The organism is Variovorax sp. OV084, assembly GCF_900111625.1.
GTDB lineage: Bacteria > Pseudomonadota > Gammaproteobacteria > Burkholderiales > Burkholderiaceae_C > Variovorax.
In genome coordinates, this window is record NZ_FOII01000005.1 from 399,086 (window position 1) to 420,268 (window position 21,183).

The 21,183-nt window shown below is 65.4% G+C and carries 18 protein-coding genes; 9 read left to right on the forward strand and 9 right to left on the reverse strand.

Annotated elements, in window-relative coordinates; all coding sequences use genetic code 11:
* The first annotated feature begins 8 nt into the window (after window positions 1-8).
* The 5 genes from BMW87_RS17030 to BMW87_RS17050 all read left to right on the forward strand — a co-directional run bounded on the left by BMW87_RS17030 (window position 9) and on the right by BMW87_RS17050 (window position 7,089).
* On the forward strand, window positions 9-1,193 hold the full coding sequence (locus tag BMW87_RS17030; protein WP_093077554.1) for a PilW family protein: 1,185 nt from the start codon (window positions 9-11) through the stop codon (window positions 1,191-1,193).
* Window positions 1,187-1,801 carry a pilus assembly PilX family protein gene (locus BMW87_RS17035; protein WP_093077556.1) on the forward strand — a complete coding sequence of 205 codons (615 nt, stop codon included), beginning with the start codon at window positions 1,187-1,189 and terminating at the stop codon, window positions 1,799-1,801. The genes BMW87_RS17030 and BMW87_RS17035 overlap by 7 nt, the downstream gene beginning before the upstream one ends.
* Window positions 1,798-5,856, forward strand: coding sequence for a pilus assembly protein (locus tag BMW87_RS17040; protein ID WP_143062586.1), 4,059 nt, complete (start codon window positions 1,798-1,800; stop codon window positions 5,854-5,856). Before BMW87_RS17035 ends, BMW87_RS17040 begins: the two co-directional genes overlap by 4 nt.
* Before the next feature lie 113 nt (window positions 5,857-5,969).
* Window positions 5,970-6,233, forward strand: coding sequence for a hypothetical protein (locus BMW87_RS17045; RefSeq protein WP_143042626.1), 264 nt, complete (start codon window positions 5,970-5,972; stop codon window positions 6,231-6,233).
* A 307-nt stretch (window positions 6,234-6,540) separates the two neighbouring features.
* Entirely contained in the window at window positions 6,541-7,089 is a 549-nt protein-coding gene (locus tag BMW87_RS17050; protein WP_093057370.1) for a hypothetical protein, read from the forward strand.
* A 21-nt stretch (window positions 7,090-7,110) separates the two neighbouring features.
* Here BMW87_RS17050 and pilQ read toward each other — a convergent pair whose 3' ends face one another.
* The gene (gene pilQ, locus BMW87_RS17055; protein ID WP_093077562.1) at window positions 7,111-9,231 is read right to left on the reverse strand and encodes a type IV pilus secretin PilQ; all 2,121 of its coding nucleotides are present in this window, start codon (window positions 9,229-9,231) and stop codon (window positions 7,111-7,113) included.
* Between the two features lie 156 nt (window positions 9,232-9,387).
* Window positions 9,388-10,548: a porin gene (locus tag BMW87_RS17060; RefSeq protein ID WP_093057368.1), complete on the reverse strand. Its 1,161-nt coding sequence runs from the start codon at window positions 10,546-10,548 to the stop codon at window positions 9,388-9,390.
* 306 nt (window positions 10,549-10,854) lie between these two features.
* On the opposite strand from BMW87_RS17060, the gene BMW87_RS17065 reads away from it, so the two are divergent.
* From BMW87_RS17065 to BMW87_RS17080, 4 genes are read left to right on the forward strand one after another with little or no spacing between them, the layout of a single operon-like run.
* Window positions 10,855-11,877, forward strand: a complete 1,023-nt coding sequence (locus tag BMW87_RS17065) for a hypothetical protein (protein ID WP_143062587.1) — start codon at window positions 10,855-10,857, stop codon at window positions 11,875-11,877.
* An 18-nt stretch (window positions 11,878-11,895) separates the two neighbouring features.
* Window positions 11,896-12,657, forward strand: coding sequence for a nuclease-related domain-containing protein (locus BMW87_RS17070; RefSeq protein WP_093077565.1), 762 nt, complete (start codon window positions 11,896-11,898; stop codon window positions 12,655-12,657).
* A 4-nt stretch (window positions 12,658-12,661) separates the two neighbouring features.
* A complete protein-coding gene (locus BMW87_RS17075) occupies window positions 12,662-13,351 on the forward strand; it encodes a response regulator (protein WP_093057365.1) in 690 nt (229 codons plus the stop codon).
* A gap of 35 nt (window positions 13,352-13,386) precedes the next feature.
* Window positions 13,387-15,771: an LPS-assembly protein LptD gene (locus tag BMW87_RS17080; RefSeq protein ID WP_093077567.1), complete on the forward strand. Its 2,385-nt coding sequence runs from the start codon at window positions 13,387-13,389 to the stop codon at window positions 15,769-15,771.
* 16 nt (window positions 15,772-15,787) lie between these two features.
* On the opposite strand, the gene BMW87_RS17085 is transcribed toward BMW87_RS17080, so the two are convergent.
* The 7 genes from BMW87_RS17085 to BMW87_RS17115 all read right to left on the reverse strand — a co-directional run bounded on the left by BMW87_RS17085 (window position 15,788) and on the right by BMW87_RS17115 (window position 21,074).
* Entirely contained in the window at window positions 15,788-16,630 is an 843-nt protein-coding gene (locus BMW87_RS17085; RefSeq protein WP_093077568.1) for an ABC transporter substrate-binding protein, read from the reverse strand.
* Between the two features lie 47 nt (window positions 16,631-16,677).
* Entirely contained in the window at window positions 16,678-17,412 is a 735-nt protein-coding gene (locus BMW87_RS17090) for an amino acid ABC transporter ATP-binding protein (RefSeq protein WP_093077570.1), read from the reverse strand.
* A 53-nt stretch (window positions 17,413-17,465) separates the two neighbouring features.
* Entirely contained in the window at window positions 17,466-18,224 is a 759-nt protein-coding gene (locus tag BMW87_RS17095) for an amino acid ABC transporter permease (protein WP_093057362.1), read from the reverse strand.
* 12 nt (window positions 18,225-18,236) lie between these two features.
* Window positions 18,237-18,938, reverse strand: a complete 702-nt coding sequence (locus BMW87_RS17100) for an amino acid ABC transporter permease (RefSeq protein WP_093057361.1) — start codon at window positions 18,936-18,938, stop codon at window positions 18,237-18,239.
* A 37-nt stretch (window positions 18,939-18,975) separates the two neighbouring features.
* The gene (locus BMW87_RS17105; protein ID WP_093057360.1) at window positions 18,976-19,728 is read right to left on the reverse strand and encodes an SDR family oxidoreductase; all 753 of its coding nucleotides are present in this window, start codon (window positions 19,726-19,728) and stop codon (window positions 18,976-18,978) included.
* A 165-nt stretch (window positions 19,729-19,893) separates the two neighbouring features.
* Window positions 19,894-20,658 carry a LamB/YcsF family protein gene (locus tag BMW87_RS17110; RefSeq protein ID WP_093077571.1) on the reverse strand — a complete coding sequence of 255 codons (765 nt, stop codon included), beginning with the start codon at window positions 20,656-20,658 and terminating at the stop codon, window positions 19,894-19,896.
* Entirely contained in the window at window positions 20,643-21,074 is a 432-nt protein-coding gene (locus BMW87_RS17115) for an acetyl-CoA carboxylase biotin carboxyl carrier protein (RefSeq protein ID WP_093077573.1), read from the reverse strand. Before BMW87_RS17115 ends, BMW87_RS17110 begins: the two co-directional genes overlap by 16 nt.
* Window positions 21,075-21,183: the final 109 nt, after the last annotated feature.

Below are 21,183 nucleotides of genomic sequence, written 5' to 3' on the forward strand. Positions count from 1 at the left end.
GAACCTTCATGCCCGTCCCACGCCCCATTCGCAGCCAGCACGGCTTCAGCATCATCGAACTCATGGTCGGCCTGCTGGTCGGCATGCTGGCGGTGCTGATCGTTGTGCAGTTGCTGTACTCCACGAGCACACAGCAGCGGCTGACCAGTACCAGCGGCGACGCTGAAATCAACGCCGCCACGGCCACCCACATCCTGGCGCGTGAACTGAGCCAGGCCGGCCTGGGCATCAGTGCCTACACGCTGCTGGGCTGCAGTCTCACGTACACCACGACCTCCGACAGCAAGAGCGTCACGCTGTCGTCGCTGGCCCCGGTCACGGTCAATCCCGGCACTTCGCTCGTGCCCGCGGGCGACACCGGCACCGACACGCTGCTGGTCGTCAGCGGCAGTTCAGCCAGCCCCACCGAGGGGGACGCTCTCGCGGGCACCAGCACCGCAACCAGCTACACCGTGACCACCCCGTCGTCCTTCGCCACGGGTGACTGGGTGATGGCCGCCTCGACCACGCGCGACAGCACCTCTTCATGCGCCATGACTCTGGGCAAGGTGACTGCCATTGCAAGCTATGTGCTGACTGTGTCCAGCGGCACCGCAGGCCTGGCGTCAGCGGAGGCCGCCGTCTACAACCTGGGGGCTGCCCCTGTCATCCATGCCTATGCGATCCGCAACGGCAACCTCACCGTGTGCGACTACGCGGCCTACAACTGCGGCAACACCAGCTACACCACCACGCTCAACAGCGACGTCTGGGTTCCGGTGGCCAGCCACGTCGCCAGCCTGCGGGCCCAGTACGGCCGCGACACCAGCGACCTGAGCACGCCGAAGATGGACGGCGTGGTCGACAGCTACGACCAGACCACCCCCGGCAGCACGAGCGACACCTCGGGCCTGTCCAGCTACTGTGGCTGGCTGCGGGTGGTTGGCCTGCGGCTCGCGGTGGTCGCGCGCAGCCAGCAATACGACAAGGACTCGGTCACCACCACCGCACCCACCTGGTCCGGCAGCAGTGCCAACACCAGCACCACCAGCACGCTGACCACCGTGACGCCCACCGCTCTGGCGATCGACCTCAGCACCAACTCGGATTGGAAGCACTACCGCTACAAGACCATCGAGACCACGGTGCCGCTGCGCGACATCATCTGGAACGGCAACCAGGTCACCTACCAGAGCGGAGACGTCGCATGCTGAGCCCGCAGCGCAGGCAGAGTGGCTTCGTCATGATCATCGTCCTGATTGCGCTGGCGATCATGAGCATGGCCGCTATCGGCCTCATGCGCACCGTCTCCAGCTCGGCGAGCATCGCCGGCAACCTGGCCTTCGAACAGGCGGCTGCCACCTCTGCCGACCAGGCGGTGGAGACGGCGGTGACCTGGCTGGAGAACAACAGCGGACAGACCAGCTCCAGCACCGCCAGCACTTGTTCGACAGGAACCTCCGTGCTGGCCTGCGACCAGGCGAGCCATGGCTACGCCGCCACGCGCACCGACCCCGGCAGCACGCAGTCCTGGTCGCAGCTGTGGACCCAATTGGCCAGTGCGGGTTACACCGCCATCCAGCTGAGCCAGGACAGCTCGGGCAATACCGCTGCCTATCTGATCCAGCGCATGTGCGCCAGCACAGGCGATGCGTCATCCACCAACGGTTGTGGCAGTTCACCCCTGACCGTGAACACCGGTGGAAGCAAGAAGTCCGGCAGCACCCAAACGTCCAGCACCCAGGTCTATTACCGCATCACCGTCAAGGTGAGCGGGCCGCGCAATACCGTCTCCTTCACGCAAGCCATGGTCGCCCTATGAATATGTTCCTTCCCGGCCGCAGGTCGATCGCCGGCCGCTGGCGTGCCTGCATGGGCGCCCTGGCGCTGATCCTCGGAGCACCCGCCTTCGGTGCTCTCACCGACCTGGCCACGGCCCCGCTGGAAACATCTTCGGCCACGCTGGTCAAGCCCAACATCATGTTCATCCTGGACAACTCCGGCAGCATGGCGTCTGCCTACCTGCCGGACTGGGCAGACGACTACAGCGCCAGCAGCTATCCGTACCTCTACCGCAACAGCCGCTTCAACGGCATCTACTACGACCCGTCGGTCACCTATTCGCCGCCTGTCAACTACGCCGGCACCAGCTACACCAGCATGACTTCGGCCAACACGTCGGCATGGGCCAAGGTGCCAACCGACGGCTTCGGCATCATCTCCACGGGCACGACCGACCTCACGGGAACAACCACCCCCGCCACGTACTACACCTTCATTCCGGGCGAGTACTGCTCCTCGGCCAACCTGCGCACTTGCAACAAGCAGAGTGCGGCCACCACTGCCTATGCCTACCCGGCCTACCTGCGCTGGTGCACCACGTCCGCACTGAGCACCTGCCAGGCCGCATACATCGACAGCACCTCCGCGCCGGCCACCTACAAGTACCCGCGGTATCCGGGCATAAGCTCCACCGCAACGATCGTCATCAGCGGATCGAGCAGCACGAGCATCAGCGGCATCACTGTCAACGGCGTGCAGATTCTCTCGGCCACGACCACGGCCAGCACGTCGTCCACCACGGTGGCCACCAACATCGTCACGGCCATCAACAACTGCACCAGCAGCAAGACCGGCAACTGCGGCATTGCCGGCTACAGCGCCAGCCGCAGCGGCAGCACGGTGACCATCACCTCGCCCAAGGGCACCGATGCCTATGGCAATTCGCCCGTGGTCACGCAATCCGGCAGCATGACGGCCACCGTCACCGCCTTCAGCGGCGGCACGCCGGGCAGTTGGGTGCAGACCACCATCAGCAGCAGCACGTCGACCTATGCCTACCCCGGCACGAGCGCCCGCTCCACGACGCGCACCGACTGCACCACCAACAGCACCACCTGCACCTATGCGGAGGAGATGACCAACTTCGCCAACTGGTGGGCTTACTACCACACCCGCATGCAAACGATGAAGAGCGCCACGACGCTCGCCTTCAGCGGGCTGACCTCCAGCTACCGGCTGGGCTACATGACCATCAATAAAGTCAGCAGTTCGATGGATTTCCTGAACATCGCCGACAACACCACCACCAGCGGCGGGCAGAAGTCGCTGTGGTACGGCAAGCTCGTGGCCGCCCAGGCCAGCAGCACCACGCCGCTTCGCACTGCACTGTCGAATGCCGGGCGCTACTTCGCCGCCAAGGTTTCCTCCATCAATGGAGTCACAACCACCGATCCGATGCAGTACGCCTGCCAGCGCAACTACACACTGCTGTCGACCGACGGTTACTGGAACGAGACCGCGACACCCTACAAGGCCGACGGCTCCACCGCAATCGGCGACCAGGACAGCAGCGAGTCCCGCCCCTATCTCGATGGCAACAAAGTGTCCAACACGCTGGCCGACGTGGCGGAGTACTACTACGTCACCGACCTGCGCTCATCCTCCCTGAGCAACACGACGAATTCGAGCGGCACGGATGTCTCCAGCAACAGCTATTCCAACAAGCGCCAGAACATGGTGACATCCACCATCGGCCTGGGTGCCTCGGGCTACATGCTGTTCGATGCGGACTATGCAAATGCCACGAGCGGCGACTACTACGACGTCGCCAACGGAACCACCACCAGCAGCACGACGCAGACTTCCGGAGTGTGCGGCTGGCAGAGCTCCGGCAGTTGCAACTGGCCCACGCCGGTCAGCGACACGCAAACCGCCATCGACGACCTGTGGCATGCCGCCGTCAACGGCCGGGGCAGCTACTACAGCGCGTCCAACGCGGCCGATATCAAGACCGGCCTGACCAACTTCCTCAATACCGTGGACGCCACGACCAGCAGCTCCGCAGCTGTTGCACAAAGCGCGCCCGTGCTGACCTCCACCACGGCCGGCTACACCTTCTCGACCACCTATTGTTCCGGCAAGTGGTTTGGTGAATTGGCGCGCTACGCGGTCAATTCCAGCACCGGGGTCACCTCCACCACCGCCGATTGGGCCGAGTCGGGCGCGGGCTCCGACTGCTCGAGCACTTCGGGCAGCCTCACCACCACGGCACTGCTGGACAACGTCGGCTACGCCTCGCGCACCATCTTCACCTACGACCCCAGCACCGCGACGAAGCTCAGTTTTTCCTGGGATGCGCTCACGACAACGATGCAGGGCTACTTCAAGATCGCGTCGATCAGCTCGCTCTCCCAGCTGTGCAGTTCGGGCAGCGCCTGTCTGGCGACGGCATCCCAGGTGAACAGTTCCACCGCCGGCACCACCACCGGTGCGGGCGCAGTGAACCTGGTGAACTACCTGCGTGGCGACCGCAGCAACGAAGGCTCCACCAACACCAAGTACTACCGTTCGCGCACCCACGTCCTGGGCGACGTCGTCAACTCCACGCCGGTGTACATCAAGGCCCCTTCGCGCAGCTACAGCGACTCGGGTTATGCCACTTTCAAGTCCACTTACGCCTCGCGCCAGGGCATGGTCTATGTGGGCTCCAACGACGGCATGCTGCATGCCTTCAATGCCGACACGGGCGCCGAGACCTGGGCGTACATCCCCTCGGTTCTGCTGCCCAACCTGTACAAGCTGGCGGACAAGAACTATGCGTCCAACCACGTCTACTTCGTGGACGGCCAGATCACGCAGGCCGACGTCTACTACAACAGTGCCTGGCACACCATCATCGTGGGCGGCCTGGGCGATGGCGGCCGCGCGTACTTCGCACTGGACGTGACAGACCCGGCCTCCCCGACGGTGCTGTGGGAATTCAGTTCGAGCAGCACGCTCACGCCCAATCTGTACGACGTGGACCTGGGCTACACCTATGGCGCCCCGGTGATCACCAAGCTGTCGGACGGGACCTGGGCGGTCATCCTCAGCTCCGGCTACAACAACGTCTCCGACGGCGACGGCGAAGGCCATCTGTGGGTGAGAAACGCCATGACCGGCGCGCTGATCAAGAAGGTAGACAACGGCATGGGCACCACCTCCAGCGGTGGCACGGTGACCGGCTGTTCCGTCGCGCCTTGCCCCAGCGGCCTCGCGAAGATCAGCGGCTGGACCAACAGCTCCACAGACAACACGACCACACAGCTTTACGGCGGCGACCTGTTCGGCAATCTCTGGCGCTTCGACATCAGCGCCCTGGCCTCCAGCAGCGGCAGCGCCACGGTGCAGCTTCTGGCCACGCTGTCGGACAGCTCGGGCAACCGCCAGCCCATCACCACCGCGCCGGAACTGGGGCTGGTGAGCAGCCAGCACGTGGTCTTCGTCGGCACCGGCTCATACCTGGGCGTGACCGACATCACGACGACACAGGTGCAGTCCATGTACGCCATCAAGGATTCGCTGAGCGGCAGCTCCACCACCAGCGCCATCTACAGCAACCCGCGCAGCAATGCGTGCAGCACGGGAACGGTGACCAACTGCTTCGTCAAGCTGACGCTCACCGACACCTCCGGGGTGCGCACGGCTGCCAGTTCAGTGAGCTACACCACCAATTTCAGCACCATGTACGGCTGGTTCGTGGACATGCCCGAGTCGGGCGAACGCGTCGACGAGGACCCGGTGCTTTCTTCCGGCACGCTGGTCTACGTCTCCAACACGCCCAGCACCTCGGGCGCCTGCAGCACCGGCGGCTCCAGCTACATCAACTACGTCAACTACGCCACCGGCCTGGCGGTGTCGGGCGCCAGCAATACGGGCGTGCTGCTGTCGAGCTCGGGCTTGTCGAGTTCGGCTGCGCTCGCGGTGACCAGCAGCGGCAAGACCGTCGCCACCACCAAGGACTCCACCGGTACCGTGACGACGACCACCATTCCGGTTTCCTCCTCGAGCAGCACACGCCGCATCTCCTGGCGGCGGCTGACCGATGGGCAGTGAGGAAGGGCACAAGGGCATTGCCAACCTGACAGTCGGCGTTGGAAGACAACGCCGGCTGCACACAAGGCGCTCCCCTCAAGATGTCTCCCACATCGCCGAGCAGACTCGCCGGCATGTGCACTCCCGCAGCTTCGCGCCCATGGATCCGCCTGCGCTGGCGATTGCCGTGCGTGGGCCTGTTCGGGCACCCCGTCGAGGGCCACTGGCTGTGGGAGCCTGACACGCCGTCGGTGCGCGCCGCATTCCAGGCGGCCGTGGAGGCCGGCAACAAGGCACATGGCGCCGGGACGCACTGGATGGAGCAGGAAGAAGCCGAGGCGGCGCCGGACAGGACGGCCATCCGGCAGGCGCCAGGGGCGGATCACATGATCGGGTGATTGCAGCCGGACGGCACTCTTCGAGAATCGCGAGCGGGACGACGGCCTCCATCGCACTTCGAGGAGAACAGCGATGCCACCCTATGTTTGCAGCTGCGGTCTGAAATGCTGGGACCCGCACACTCCCCCGGTCTATTGCACCCAGCGCCCAAGGTGCGGCCCCTTTGTTGACGAAGGCACTCTGCCGGAGGACTTGGCGCCTGACTCTCCTCACCCGCCTCCCGATCTGCCACCGCCCCCAGGCGGCTCAGTGGCCGTTCAGTCTGCCTCCAACACCATCACGATAGTTCCCATCGCACACCAGCCCATGCCGGTCGGCCTGCTGTCGATGCCCGTGGAAATACTCCACCTGATCCTGACCAACATCGGGCCCGGGCTGGTGCCGGTACTGGGTGCGCTGCACCGAACGAGCAATCGGACGCACCACCTGACCCAGCTGGCCCTGGGGTCCGACATGCATCTGGCGACCGTACCGATCTTCACCAACATGCTCTTCAGATTCCAGACGCAGTGGCAGCCACATGCGGCAGAGATCACACAACAGCTCGCGGTCAGGTTGACGGGGAACCTGGAGACCCTCAAGGCGCTGGTGAAGAAGCTCACTTTGCTGCGCAAGGAATGCCTGTTCCTCATCACCCAGCTGGAAGGCCTCTTGTCGGGCATAGAAAACGTGTGCCGCCTGATCGATGGAGCCGACACCGTGCGCCGAGCCACCATCACGGCGAATCTCGTCGCGCTCAGGGACCGGGTGAGGGCCCTGAGAGACCAGATTGCAGCACAGGCGACAGCGTTGGGCCTGAGACTGCAGGCCGCGAAGAAGGCCGAGAGCCAGAAGCGATCCCTGATGCGCCTGTAGATGCGCCTGTAGCGATCCGCCTCAACGCGCCGCGTTCCGATCCGAAATCATCTTCGGGCTGATGAAGATCAGCATCTCGGTCTTGTTGTTGACCCGGCTGCGGGTGCGGAACAGCGCGCCGACCATCGGCAGTTCGCCCAGCACCGGCACGCGCGATTCCGAGTTGGTGTCCGTCAGCTCGAAGACGCCGCCGATGACGACGGTGCCGCCGTTCTCCACCAGCACTTCGGTCTGGATGTGCTTGGTGTTGATGGCGTAGCCCGCTGTGGTCGATTGGCCCACGGTGTCCTTGTTGACGTCGAGCGCCAGGATGATGTTGCCCTCGGGCGTGATCTGCGGCGTTACCTCGAGCTTGAGGTTGGCCTTGCGGAACGCGATGGACGTGGCGCCGCTCGATGTCGCTACCTGGTAGGGCAGCTCGGTGCCCTGCTCGATCAGCGCCTTGGTCTGGTCGGCCGTCACCACGCGCGGGCTCGAAACCACCTTGCCCTTGCCGTCCGCCTCCAGCGCGGAGATTTCGAGGTTGAGCATCTTCGTCAGGCTCGAATTGAACAGCGACAGAGCGAAAGTGCCGACCGCATCGCCGGTCGTGCTGGTAGCCGGCAGGTTGACGAAGCTGGTGCTCGAGTAAGTGTTGGTGCTGGTGGTGGTGGTCACGCCGCCGGTCGTGGTCGAGCTGACGGAAGGCGTCACGCCCACCGACGAGTTCGAATTGACGGAGCCGCCGCCGAGCTTGACACCCAGCGACTTGCTGAAGGTGTCGGTCGCCTCGACGAAGCGCGCCTCGATCAGCACCTGGCGCACCGGCACGTCGAGCTTCTGCAGGAGGTCAGCCACCTGCGACAGCCGCGAGGGAATGTCGGTCACGAAGAGCTGGTTGGTGCGAACCTCGGCCAGCACGCTGCCGCGCGAACTCAGGATGCGGGTGGTCGAGCCCGAGCTGCCACCGCCGCCTCCACTGCTTCCGGTGCCGGTAAGGCCCTGCGCCACCGTGGCGGCCTTCGCATAGTTGAGCTGGAAGGACTGCGTGCGCAGCTGCTCCAGTCCCTGCAGCGTGGCCTGCGCCTCGTACTTGATCTTTTCCTTGGCATTGAGCTCGTCTTCCGGCGCGATGCGCAGCACGCTGCCGCTCTTGCGCATGCCGAGGTTCTTCGCCTCCAGGATGATCTCGAGCGCCTGGTCCCAGGGCACGTCCTTGAGGCGCAGCGTGAGCGTGCCGCTGACGGAGTCCGAAGTGACGATGTTGAAGTTGGTGAAGTCCGCAATCACCTGCAGCAGCGAGCGGATCTCGATGTTCTGGAAGTTCAGCGACAGCTTCTCGCCGCTGTAGCCCGTGCCTTGCGCGAGCTTGTTGGGGTTTTCCTTGCGCGGACGCACTTCCACCACGAACTGGCTGTTGCTCTGGTAGGCGCTGTGCTCCCATTCGCCGCGCGGGTCGATCACCATGCGCACGCGGTCGCCGGACTGCTGCATGCTCACCGACTGGACCGGCGTGCCGAAGTCGGACACGTCGAGCCGGCGGTTCAGCCCCTCGGGCAGCGACGACTTGGTGAACTCGACCACGAGGCCCTTGCCCTGCTGGCGGATGTCCACGCCCACCTGGTCGTTGGGCAGCGACACGATCACGCGGCCGGCACCCTCGGTGCCCAGGCGGAAATCGACGTCGCGCAATGGCAGCACGTCGCGGTTGCGGTTCTCGGCAAACTCGAAGGGCGTGGAAGCCACCAGCGCGGGGCCCGCCGCGGGTTGCAGCACCACCAGCAGCGACTTGCCACGCAGCTCGGTCGTATAGGCGGTCGCCTGCTTCAGGTTGAGCACGAGGCGCGAGCGCTCGCCCGCCTGCACCACGTTGACGGAGCGCAGGTTGCCCTGGCTGATATCGATGGCTTCCCGGCCCAGGCGGCTGGTCATGCCAGGAAAGTCGAGCGCGATGCGCGCCGGCGACTGGATGGCGAAGCCGTTGGGCGCTGCGGCCAACGGTTCGGAAAAATCGACACGCAGCACTTCGCTGCCTGCCTGCACGGAGCCCGTGACTGATTCGATTCTGTTCTGTGCCTGCGCCGCTGCGAGCGACCCGAAGGCAACGAGCAAGAAGACGGACGCGCGCAACCAGCGCGCGAGCACGAATGACTGTTTTTTCATTTCACCTGCCTTGAAACTGCGGCTCCATCTCCTCGCTGCCCTGAGGTCCCTCCCGAGCGCAGCGATGCCCCGGTGCCGCGCAGTCCATGCTGCGCAGCGGGGGCGAGCAGCGCGGCCGCTTGCTGGCCGCGCTGCCCCCTTCACGTCCTCACGTCATCAGAACGCGTGGCGGATACCGAAGTCGTAGCCGGTGGAAGAGCGCGGCAGGCCCGTGTAGCTGGTGCCCGTGCTGCCGTAGCCCGTGGTGCTGGCCGACACCAGGCTGCCCGTGTAGTTCACGTCGTTGCGGTTGTTCACGCGCGCCACCGTCGCATACAGCGCCGTGCGCTTGGACAGGTTGTGCACGTAGCCAACTGCGAACTTGCGTGCCATCGGGTCTTCGCCCGTGATGCCGGCCGTGCCTTCGTTGTAGCGCACTTGCGAGTACGCCACGCGGATCAGGCCCGCACCCACCGGCACGGTCGCGCCGATCAGGTAGCCGTTGTAGGTGTCGTGCGTGTCAGCCGCTGCCGCGTAGTCGAACTTGTTCTTCACGTTCGACAGCTCGCCGAACAGCTTCACAGGACCGAAGTCGTACGAAGCGCCCAGGTTGATGGTCTGCACCCTGCGCTCCAGCGCGGTGGTGTCCACGACGGTGCTCTGGCCCACGGCCAGTGCCACGTCCAGGGGACCGTTGGCGTAGCCGAAGCGGCCACCGACGTAGCGCCCAGCCGTGCTGCTGGAAGCTGCCGTGGTGCTGGTGGCGTCGGTGCTGGCGTTCTCGTGCAGGCTGTACTGCACCTGGCCGTAGAAGCCGCCCAGGTTCGGCGGCAGGAAGTAGCCGATCGAGTTGCTGGCACGCACGTAGTTGGCGTTGTTGATGGTGGTGTTGCCGCTGACGGTGCTGATGACGTTGGTGCCCGAGCCGTTGGTGCCGAACGGGTCGAACACGGTGTCGTTCCAGAAGGTGGCGGTGTAGTCGCGGCCCAGGCGCAGCTCGCCGAAGCCACCCGACAGGCTCACGGTGGAGCGGCGCGCGAAGGTGGAGATGCCGGTGGCGCCGTCGTCGTTGGTGATGGGTGCTTCGAGCCAGAAGCTCGCTGCCAGCCCGCCGCCGAGGTCTTCGGTGCCGCGGAAGCCGATGCGGCTGGAGTTGTAGGCCGAGTTGCCCAGGCTCGTCTTGCTTTGCTTGACCGACGCGCCGGTGGTCGTGTCGCGCGAGGTGCTCGACTGGTAGGTCAGGCCAGCGTCCACGACGCCGAACAACGTGACGGACGATTGGGCAGAAGCCAGGCCGCAGACGGCCAGGGCAGCGAATGCCGTGAGGGTTTTCTTCATTCAGGGTTCTCCAGTTTCAGGTCTGATGCGGCCGTTCGGTATCGACCGGCTGTACGCATGGTTTCGCCCAAATCAGGAGGAATTTGGTGGTTCCGTTTTCTGCGGCTTCGAGTGTTGTGCGCGTACATCACACACGCGCAGGCCTCATGCGGCAGGGCCATTGCAGCGTCCTTCAAATTTCTCCCAGATCGCCTGAAAAGATCCACGCATGACCAAGCTGGAGACTCACAGGTGAAGCGCTCACGAATCCTGATAGCGGCGATTTGCGGCGCCTTGGCCATCGCATGCGCCAGTACGAGCATCGCGATGGTTCACTCCACCTCCGTGCTTGCGGCGAGCATGTTCGTCGACCACAAGGTGCGCACGCAGGCGTCGGCAAACACGCAGCAGCAACACTGGTGGGCCAGCTTCGAGGACACGGCAATGAACCGGCTGATGGCCGCATCGGGCGGCGCCAACGAATCGGGCGTGGCCGCGACCTACATCGCGCTCAAGGTAAAAACGCTCGAGCTGCTCTATCTGGAGAACACGCGTTCCGCCGTCATGCGGCAAACCATGCTCATCCAGGGCACCACGCAACCGTACGACGACTTTGCCAAGCAGCTCGCGGCGCGGCACGCCAGCGCGGAAACGACCATCGGCAAGCTGCAGGCGCAGCGTGCGAGCTACATCTCCTATCTGGCAAAGCAGTGCCACATGTCGGAAGCTGCATTGAACGAAATGCTCGCCGACGCATTGCAGGACAAGTCGCTGCCCCGCTTCGCAGCCGAGGTGCCGCGCGAGCTCCCGATGGCGGTGCTTGCCAACAGGAACGACGTCAACCTGGCCGCCGCACTCTACGGCGCCGACGCGAGCGCGATGCCCGACGGCGTGATCGAAGCGGCGAACGAGGCGACGAACGAGGCAACGAACGAAGGGCAACAGAACATCGACGTGCCCGGCAATCCCTTCTACGTGCACGCGGTTGCGCAGGCACGAGAGCAGGTTTCAGAGGCACTGCGCCGCCTGCAGGCGCAGAGCGACATCGCGAACACCGCGTACGCGCGCGTCGCGAATGCAAGGGCAGAGTTCGAATCGTCGAAGCAGCGCCGCGACCGCGGCGAAATCTCCGAAGTGCAGCTGATGGAAGACTTCCAGGGCCTGCTGCTCGACCTGCACGTGCTGGCCGCAGCCAACGGCGAGCTGGCGCTTGCGTGGGTCGTCTTCATGGGAAGCATCGGAAACAGCCCGTCGATCGACTCGATCGCGGGCCCGCAATCCGCGCAGGCCGAACAAACGGATCAATTGCCGTTTCTGCACAAAGTCTCCCGAAAGTTGCGCAATCCTTGAAGTTCGAAGGAGCCTTACATGACCACTGCCTTGCATAAAGTCCCCACCCGCCCCGTGCTGAAGCTGGCCGGCCACGGACACCCGAAGCCCGACACTGCCGCACCCGTGCGCCGCGCGTGCCCGGCGGAGGGCGAGCAAGCGAACAACACCACGGCGACCACGCTGGCCATCCAGCAACTCGTCAGTGCGTTCCAGCCCGCATTCGATCGGATGCATGTGCTTCGGGATCTCGTCATCCCCATGTACGAAGGCAGCGCCGTGCCTACGGCCCGCTTCGACGTGGCACTGGTGTGCGAGGCCGGCGTGTACCTGTTCGAGGTGAAGGGCTGGCGCAACGCGGTGGTGTATCGCAAGACCGCAGCCCAGGCGCTGCCGCGCTGGTTCCTGCGCCAGAACGGGCATTCGCTGGCGCGCGAGGTGAAAGACCCGGCCTGGCAGTGCGGCCGCAAGACCACGCACCTGCGCAGCCTGCTGCCGCCCGACCTGCGGGTGCAGTACTTCGTGCTGCTGCCGTTCGAGGGCGTGGAACTGCAGGGCGTGATGCCGTCCGTCGTCATCACGCCGCAGGACCTGCCCTACATCGCGCGCGTGGCGCGCAACAACGGGCGCACCGAGCAGGGCTATCCGATGCTCGACGACAACGCCATCGACCGCACGCTGCGGCTGCTGACCGGCCTCCAGGGCAACCTGACGGTCGACGACCACATGAGGAACAGTCGCGAAAAGAGCGCGCAGGCCCCGGTCAGGCCGGCGCATCCGGGCGTCCTGAAGCTGCAATGACGCGATGAGCCGGATCCTGTTGGTGGAGGAAGGGCGCGACGCCGCGTCGGTGCTGCTGGACGAATTGCATCGCGCCGGGCACGAGGTCGACCACATCGACGACGGCGCGGTCGCGCTGCATCGCATCCTGACCTCGCCGCCCGCGCTCACGCTGCTCGACGTTCAGCTGCCGCACGTCAACGGCCTGCAGATCCTGGAGAAGATCCGCGCGCGCAGCGACCACCCGATCATCATGCTGACGGCGCTCGCGCACGAAGCCGACAGGCTGCGCGGCTTCGAGCTCGGCGCGGACGACTACGTGTGCAAGCCCTTTTCTCCGAGGGAAGTCGTGGTGCGCATCCACACGGTGCTGCGGCGCTATGCGCAGCGCCGCATCGTCGCGCGCCCTTCGGTGCCGATCACCTTCGGGGCCGTGCGTGGCTGCGCGATCCTCGACGGGCACTACCTGCCGCTGACGCGCCGCGAGTCGCTGCTGCTGCGCGCGCTTTCGCAGGAGCCCGGGCGGGTGCTGACGCGCTCGAAGCTGCTCGAAGCCGCGTTCCCGGAAGCGCTCGACGTCAACGAACGCGTGGTCGACACCCACATCAAGAACCTCAGAAAGAAGCTCGCCACCGTCTCGACCGAGCACGACTGGATCCGCTCGGTCTATGGCGTCGGCTTTGCATGGGAATCGCAGGCCAGGCAAGACGCCTGACCCGACGCCGGCTTGCTTCCTGGAAATCCTCTCACATGAAATTACGCTGGCGCGGTTTTCCGCGGCCGCCGATGGTGTTGCTGTCGCTGCTTCTGCTGCGCGCGCAAACGGCCCCGGCACAGGAAACATGGACCGAGGCGCCGATGACGCTGCGCCGCACGCCAGAGCTCGCGGAGACCATCGCACCGACCGAGCGCAGCACGCGCCCGAGCCTGGTCGACGGCGACAAGCTCAGCGGTCGGCCCGACCTCGAAGTGGTGGTCGAGGGCAATGCCTCATTGCGGCGCGGCGACACGCGCATCACGGCTGACCGGCTCGAATACCAGCCGCCGGGCGACCTGGCCACGGCCACAGGCAACGTGCACCTGAACCAGGCCGGCAACGTGTACGAAGGCCCCGAGCTGCACCTGAAGGTCGAGAGCTTCGAGGGCTTCTTCAACCACGTGCGCTACACGCTGCTGGCAAATGGTGGGCATGGCGAGGCCGACCGCATCGACTTCGTCGACCCGAAGGTGTCGATCGCGCGGCACGCCACCTACACCACCTGCCTGCGCGAGAACTACTCGAGCTGGGTGCCTGCGTGGATGCTCACGGCCGTCACGATGACCACCGACACCGACACCAACCTCGCGACTGCCACCGATGCGCAGATCAGCTTCCTCGGCGTGACCACGCCCTCGATACCGTCGGTGAGCTTTCCGCTCAGCAACGCACGCCAGAGCGGCCTGCTGCCGCCGGTGATCGGCTACGACACCACCAACGGCTTCGAGTACCTGCAGCCCTACTACTGGAACATCGCTCCCAACCGCGATCTCACGCTGTACCCCGAGATCATGACCAGCCGCGGCGTGAACCTGGGCACCGAGTTCCGCTACCTCGAGAAAACCTACAGCGGCCAGATCCGCGTGGACGAGATGCCCAGCGACAGCCTGCGCGGCATCAACCGATGGGGCCTCTGGGCTCAGCACAACCAGCAGTTGGATCCCAAGCCCTTCGGGCTCGATTCGCTCAGCACCTCGTTCAACATCAACCGCGTGAGCGACGACGATTACTGGCGCGACTTCTCGCACACACCCACGCTGACCTCGCGCACGCTCACCAACGAGTTCGACCTCAACTGGACCAAGGGCGACTGGAGCGGCCAGGCGCGCACCCTCGCCTACCAGACGCTGCAGTACGCGGCCTCGCCCATCACGCCGTCGTACAACCGCGTGCCGCAGATCACGGCCAACTACAACAAGTACGACTGGCACGGCTTCGACGTGTCGGGCACGCTGGACTACACACGCTTCGAAATCGATTCGGCCTACTCGCCCACGCTCAACGGCATCAAGCAGCCCAACGGCGAGCGAATGGTCGGAAACCTGCAGATCAGCCGGCCGTGGGTCACACCGGGCGGCTACGTGATTCCGAAGCTGCTGCTGCACACCGCCGCCTACCAGCTCGATTCGGCGCTGGCCAGCGGCGCGACCTCCATCACCAGCGTGGTGCCGACCGTGAGCCTCGACAGCGGCCTGGTGTTCGAGCGCGACACCAACCTCTTCGGGCGCGCATGGCGGCAGACGCTGGAGCCGCGCGCCTTCTACGTGCACACGCCCTATCGCGACCAGAGCCAGCTGCCCGTGTACGACACGGCCGCCAATGACATCAGCTTTGCCACGCTCTATACAGAGAACGCGTTCTCTGGCAACGACCGCGTCTCGGACACCAACACGCTGACCACAGGCGTGAGCACGCGCCTGATCGACCCGACCACCGGCGCCGAGTCGGCGCGCTTCGGCATCGCGCAGCGCTTTCGCTTCAGCGACCAGAACGTCACGCTGCCCAGCGGCACCGCCGTGACCGACCGTACGGGCGACTTCATCGTCGGCGGGCTGGTGCACTGGAATCCGAAGTGGAGCGTGGACGGCATCGCGCAATACAACATGGATACCGGCAAGAGCTCGCGCGACGCGCTCACCCTGCGCTACACGCCTGCGCCGTACCACACGCTCACCGCGGCCTTCCGCTACCAAGCAGACAGCAGCTCGACCGCGGACGACGGCACGAAGACGGTGGACTTCAACTGGCAGTGGCCGCTGAGCGAGCTGACGAGAGGCCTCTTCGGCAACAAGTCGCCCACGGACCCGGGGCGCTGGTATGCGGTGGGGCGGCTGAGCTACAGCCTGCACGACCACGCGATGTCCGACAGCCTGATCGGCGCGGAGTACAACGCCTGCTGCTGGGTGGGCCGCGTCGTGCTCGAGCGCCTCGTGTCGGGCCGCACGACGCCCGACACACGGCTGATGTTCCAGATCCAGTTCAACGGCTTCGGCAACGTCGGCTCGAACCCGACGAGCACGCTGCTGCAGAACATTCAGGGTTATCAGCCGTTGAATGCCCCTACGCAGGAGCCGAGCCGGTTCACGAACTACGACTGAGGGGCTTCAGGTCGGTTCAGGGCAGCAGTTCGAACTTCAGGTCGGCCAGCGGCGTGACCTTCTCTTCGCGCACCATCTTGTATTCGGTGTTCGGGCCCAGCCACTTGGCCCAGAGGCGGTCGAGCTCGCCCGACTTCTCCAGCGCGTAGAGGGCAGCGTTCACCTTGGACAGCAGCACGGGCTCGTCCTTCTTCATGCCGATGCCGATGGGCTGGAGCACCATCGGGTCCTTGATCATCTTCAGCGCGACGCCTTCGGTCTTCGACTGGTTGACCAGCTTGGTGATGGTCATGGTGTTGGCGACCATGCCGACCGACTTGTTCTGCTGCACCGCCATGAAGGCCGAGCCCGTGTCCTGGAACGTGACCGGTTCCGAGCCGTTCATCTTGATCGACATCTCGGAGGTGGAGCCCTTGGTCGAGCTCAGGCGCTTGCCCTTGAAGTCGGCCTTGGCCGTGCCGGGGTCGGAGGCCTTGACGGCCAGCATTTCCTTGGCCACGTAGTACGGGTCGCTGAACTGGATCTGCTCGCCGCGGCTCTTGGTGTAGGCCAGGTTGGCGATGGTCACGTCGACGCGGCCGAGCTTCACTTCGGGCACGCGCGCTTCCACCGACAGCGGCGTGACCTTGGCGGTGAGGCCGAGTTCCTTGGCGAGCGCATTGCACAGGTCGACGTCGTGGCCCACCATCTCGCGCGTCTTCGGGTCGGGTGCCGCAAAGGGGGGCACGTCGGCGAAGGTGCCGCACTTGAGCTCCTTGCGCTGGCTGATGTCGCTCCACTGGTCGGCGTGCGCGAGCAGCGAGGCCGCGCTGAGACAGGTGCCAAGAATGGCGAGGCGGAAGACGGTCTTGTTCAACATGGTGAGCTCCTGGGAGATTGCGAAAAAGTGAACGACGGGGACTGGACTCAATGCGCGCGCAGGTCCGACAGGAAGCGCTGCGCGCGCGGATGCTGCGGACTGCCGAAGAAGGTCTCGGGGTCGGCCTTCTCCAGGATGCGGCCCGCGTCCATGAACCAGACGCGGTCGGCCACCTCGCGGGCGAAGTTCATTTCGTGGGTGACGCACATCATGGTCATGCCGTCGTTGGCAAGCCCGCGCATCACCGACAGCACCTCGCCCACCATCTCCGGGTCGAGCGCGCTGGTGGGCTCGTCGAACAACATGGCGGGCGGCTCCATCGCCAGCGCTCGGGCAATCGCCACGCGCTGCTGCTGGCCGCCCGAGAGCTGCGCCGGGTACGCACCCGCCTTGTTCGACAGCCCGACGCGTTCGAGCAGTTGCCCGGCCTTGGCCTTCGCGTCGGCACGCTTCACGCCGAGCACGCGCATCGGCGACAGCATGATGTTCTCCAGCACCGACAGGTGCGGAAACAGGTTGAAGCTCTGGAACACGAAGCCGATGCGGCTGCGCAGCTTGTTCAGCGCCGCGCTGCCCATGGGCGCATGGATGTCGTGGCCGTCGAACAGCAGCTGCCCCGACTTCACTTCTTCCAGCCGGTTCACGGTGCGGATCAGCGTGGACTTGCCGGAGCCCGAAGGCCCGCAGACCACGACGACCTCGCCCTTCTTCACCTCGGCATTGATGTCGGCCAGCGCCTGGTAGTCGCCGTACCACTTGTTGATGTTCGAGAACAGGATCATGGTGTCGTCCTTGGCGGCAGCGGGCCGCCCTGCGGGGTGTGGAGCGGGCGTTGTCATGGCTGGGTCACCACAGGGGTTGGAAGCGGCACGCCGTCTTCGGCGGCCTTCACCGGCGCGGCGCCGAGCCGCTTGTGCGCGATGCGCCGCTCCAGCCATTGCGCCAGTTGCGTCAGGCTGAAGCAGACCACGTAGTACGTCATCGCCAGGATGAAGAACACCTGGAAGGGCTTGGTCAGCAGCTGGTTGTTGATCTGGTTGGCCGCGAAGGTGAGTTCCTGCACATTGATCACGTAGCCCAGCGTGGTCTCCTTGATGGTGGAGATGAACTGGCTCAGCATGCTCGGCAGCATGTTGTAGAGCGCCTGCGGCAGGATCACGAACCACATGGTGCCCAGGTGGCTGTGGCCGAGCGCACGCGCCGCCTCGCTCTGGCCCTTGGGCAGCGACTGGATGCCGGCGCGCACCACCTCCGAGAGGTAGGCTCCTTCGTAGATCACCAGCGTGCACAGCATGGTGGTGAAGCCCGACACCTCGCGCCCGATGAGGATGGGCACCAGAAAGTAGACCCACAGGATCACCATCAGCAGCGGTACGCCGCGCACCACGTACACCAGCACGGTGGCGGGCCAGCGCAACAGGCGCCATGGCGAGAGCCGTGCCAGCGCAAGCAGCACCGACAGCGGAAAGGCCAGCACGATGCCGAGCACCGACAGGATCAGGGTGGCGACGATGCCGCCGAGCGGACCGGTGGGGTACTGGCCGACCAGCAGCAGCAGCCAGTTGTCGCGGAGGATTTCGTAGACGCTGAACATCGTGGCTCCTGCTTAACGTGCACCGACGATGCGATAGCGCCGCGACAGCCAGCCGCCCACCGCCATGATGAGCAGCGAGCACACCAGGTACAGCACGGTGGCCACGCTGTAGGCCTCGAAGGTGCGAAAGCTCTGGCTCTCGATTTCCTTCACCGCGTGCGTCAGCTCGGCCACGCCGATGGCCATGGCCAGGCTGCTGTTCTTGAAGAGCGACACGCTGTGGTTCACCAGCGCCGGCACCGCGTTTCGGATGGCCTGCGGCAGCATCACGTGGCGCATCGAGCCGATGTAGCCGTGGCCCAGCGCACGCGCGGCCTCGGCCTGCCCCGACGGAATGGCGCGCAGGCCCGAGCGCATGTCTTCGCTGAAGTAGGCGGCCTGGCACAGGCCCAGCGCGACGATCGACAGCAACCTCTCTGCGTTGTGCACCGACAGCCAGCCCTGCAGCGCATCGGGCAGCAGGCTGAAGATGCCGAAGTACCAGAACATGAGCTGCACCAGCGTGGGCACGTTACGGTGATAGGAGACATAGCCGGCCACGATGCGCTCGGCAATGCGGTTCGGCGTGAGCCGCACCACCAGCAGCACGACGGCCATGGTCATCGCCAGCAGCCAGGAGCCGGCCGCGATCTTCAGCGTCTCCAGCAGGCCATGCAGCAGCATGTCGCCGAACTCCGGCTTCAGCAGGATCGCCAGCAGGTCGAAGTCCTTCATGCGCTGTTCCTTTGCGTGGCGTGCATGGAGCTGGGGCTCAGTCGCGCGGCGTTTCCGGCCGCGTGGTCGAGAGGCCGCCGGGCACCTGCAGCGTGGGCGTGATTTCCATGTGGCCCACGTTCACCGCGATGGGCGCGGCAATGGCGAAGGCGATGGCGTTGGCGATGTCTTCGGCCTGCGGCAGTTCATAGCCTTCGACGAAGCGCTTGTAGGTGTCTTCGGAGTCGCCGTGCACGTGCGCGAAGATGTCGGTGGCCACGCGGCCCGGGCAGATTTCGGTGACGCGCACGCGCTTGCCGAAGCAGTCGATGCGCAGCTGGCGCGACAGCATGCTCACGGCCGCCTTGGTCGCGTGGTAGGTGCTGTTGCCGCCGAAGTTGTATGCCGCGGCAATGGAGCTGATGTTCACCACATGACCGCGGTCGCGCGCCGCCATGCCGGGCACCACGAGCCGGCACAGGTGCAGCACGGCGCGCAGGTTGACATCCACCAGCAGGTCGATGCCTTCGGCGTCGGCCTTGAGGATGGAGCCGGGGCGGTCCACGCCAGCGTTGTTGACCAGCACGTCGAACTCGACTTCCTTCGCGAGGCGCGTGACTGCGGCGAGGTCGCTCACGTCGATGGCGTGCGGAATGCAGCCGGTGCGCGCGGCCAGGTCGGCCAGCTTGTCGGCGCTGCGCGCAAGCGCGTGGACCTTGAGGCCTTCCTTGCTCAGGCGTTCGACGACGGCGGCGCCGATGCCTGAAGAGGCTCCGGTCACCAGCGCGGTCTTGTAGTCGGAAAACGGCATATCGGGTTCTTTCGTTAAGGGGCAGATGACTGCCTGGATTTCACTGTAGCCAGCGCCTGCGGGCGGCGCCAAGACGGATTGACTGTGGAGCGATAAGCCCCCCTTATGTCGCCCGGCATCTGTGCATATGAGTAAGGGTAAGCACCATGTTCTTGCCCCGATGCATCAGGTCGATTGTTTTGAGATGGGCACCACGCGCCCCGCCTGCTCGACCACGCCACGCACGGCGCGAGCCAGGTCGACGGCGCCGGGCGTGTCGCCGTGCAGCAGGATCGAATGCACGCGCATCGGAATCTTCTTGCCGGTGCTGCTGGTGACGGTGCCTTCTTCGAGAAGCTGGCGCACGCGCGCCAGCACCGCGTCGCGCTCGTGGATGACCGCGCCGGGCAGCTTGCGCGGCACGAGCAGGCCGTCGTCGCCACAGGCGCGATCGGCCAGGAAGGTGGTGCGCACGCGCAGGCCGCAGCGCTCGGCCGCACCTTCGATGGCGCGGCTGGCGGAGGTGCTGACGGTGAGCGAGGGATCGAAATCGGCCACGGCGCGCACCAGCGGCTCGGCCAGCGCGGCGTCGGCCGCGGCCATGTTGCCGAGCGCTCCGTGGAAGCTCATGTGCGTCATGCGGTGGCCGGCGGTGCGGGCCATGCCCTCCAGCGCGCTCAGCTGGTAGAGCACGTATGCCACCAGTTCCTTCGTCTCTATCTGCATCGGCCGGCGCCCGAACCCCATGAGGTCGGGAAAGCCCACGTGCGCGCCGACGTCGACGCCGCGCTGGCGCGCCATGCGCACGGTGCGGTCCATGATGACCGGGTCGCCCGCGTGGAAGCCGCAGGCCACGTTGGCGGAGGAGACGATGTCGAGCAGGGCTTCATCCTCGCCCATGCGCCAGGGGCCGAAGCCTTCGCCGAGGTCTGCATTCAGATCGATGTCCATCGTGAATCCTTGTCTCGTTCGTCAGAGGGGTGCAGGTCGAACAGTTGGGCGCCGTAGCCGACTGCGAGGCCATCGGCCGCGTGGATGCTGTCGACGATGCCGGCTTGCGGTGCGGTCACGGGTAGCAGCAGCGGGCCGATCTTCAACAGGCCGATGGTCTGGCCGGCTTCAACGCGCTGGCCGATGCGGACCAGCGGTACAGCAGCCAGTGGATGGCTTTGCAGGAATACGCCGAGCGAAGGGGCGCGGATCGACAGGATTTCGGGCTCGGCTTCTTCATCCGGCAGTTCGATGATGTTGTCGCCCTGTCTGCCCAGGCGCAGGGTTCCGTTTGGCGTGCGCAGTTCGAGCAGGCCGATGTCCGTGTTGGCCAGCCAGGCGGCTAGTTGGGGGGCGCGCAGTGCTGTGTCCTGCATTTTTCAGGCCTTCGCTTTTTGGTGCTCTTGTTCGGGGTGGTGCACAGGCCGCCGGGTACTCCCCTCCGCGAATGTCCCCCGGGCTTCGCCCTCCTCCTTTATTTCGCTG

Coding starts and splice junctions, on each gene's coding strand:
- BMW87_RS17085 (WP_093077568.1), bottom strand. CDS start 16,630: ATGTTGAACAAGACCGTCTTCCGCCTCGCCATTCTTGGCACCTGTCTC.
- BMW87_RS17070 (WP_093077565.1), top strand. CDS start 11,896: ATGACCACTGCCTTGCATAAAGTCCCCACCCGCCCCGTGCTGAAGCTG.
- BMW87_RS17035 (WP_093077556.1), top strand. CDS start 1,187: ATGCTGAGCCCGCAGCGCAGGCAGAGTGGCTTCGTCATGATCATCGTC.
- BMW87_RS17050 (WP_093057370.1), top strand. CDS start 6,541: ATGCCGGTCGGCCTGCTGTCGATGCCCGTGGAAATACTCCACCTGATC.
- BMW87_RS17110 (WP_093077571.1), bottom strand. CDS start 20,658: ATGGACATCGATCTGAATGCAGACCTCGGCGAAGGCTTCGGCCCCTGG.
- BMW87_RS17115 (WP_093077573.1), bottom strand. CDS start 21,074: ATGCAGGACACAGCACTGCGCGCCCCCCAACTAGCCGCCTGGCTGGCC.
- BMW87_RS17060 (WP_093057368.1), bottom strand. CDS start 10,548: ATGAAGAAAACCCTCACGGCATTCGCTGCCCTGGCCGTCTGCGGCCTG.
- BMW87_RS17045 (WP_143042626.1), top strand. CDS start 5,970: ATGTGCACTCCCGCAGCTTCGCGCCCATGGATCCGCCTGCGCTGGCGA.
- BMW87_RS17030 (WP_093077554.1), top strand. CDS start 9: ATGCCCGTCCCACGCCCCATTCGCAGCCAGCACGGCTTCAGCATCATC.
- BMW87_RS17100 (WP_093057361.1), bottom strand. CDS start 18,938: ATGAAGGACTTCGACCTGCTGGCGATCCTGCTGAAGCCGGAGTTCGGC.
- BMW87_RS17075 (WP_093057365.1), top strand. CDS start 12,662: ATGAGCCGGATCCTGTTGGTGGAGGAAGGGCGCGACGCCGCGTCGGTG.
- BMW87_RS17095 (WP_093057362.1), bottom strand. CDS start 18,224: ATGTTCAGCGTCTACGAAATCCTCCGCGACAACTGGCTGCTGCTGCTG.
- pilQ (WP_093077562.1), bottom strand. CDS start 9,231: ATGAAAAAACAGTCATTCGTGCTCGCGCGCTGGTTGCGCGCGTCCGTC.
- BMW87_RS17105 (WP_093057360.1), bottom strand. CDS start 19,728: ATGCCGTTTTCCGACTACAAGACCGCGCTGGTGACCGGAGCCTCTTCA.
- BMW87_RS17080 (WP_093077567.1), top strand. CDS start 13,387: ATGAAATTACGCTGGCGCGGTTTTCCGCGGCCGCCGATGGTGTTGCTG.
- BMW87_RS17090 (WP_093077570.1), bottom strand. CDS start 17,412: ATGATCCTGTTCTCGAACATCAACAAGTGGTACGGCGACTACCAGGCG.
- BMW87_RS17040 (WP_143062586.1), top strand. CDS start 1,798: ATGAATATGTTCCTTCCCGGCCGCAGGTCGATCGCCGGCCGCTGGCGT.
- BMW87_RS17065 (WP_143062587.1), top strand. CDS start 10,855: ATGGTTCACTCCACCTCCGTGCTTGCGGCGAGCATGTTCGTCGACCAC.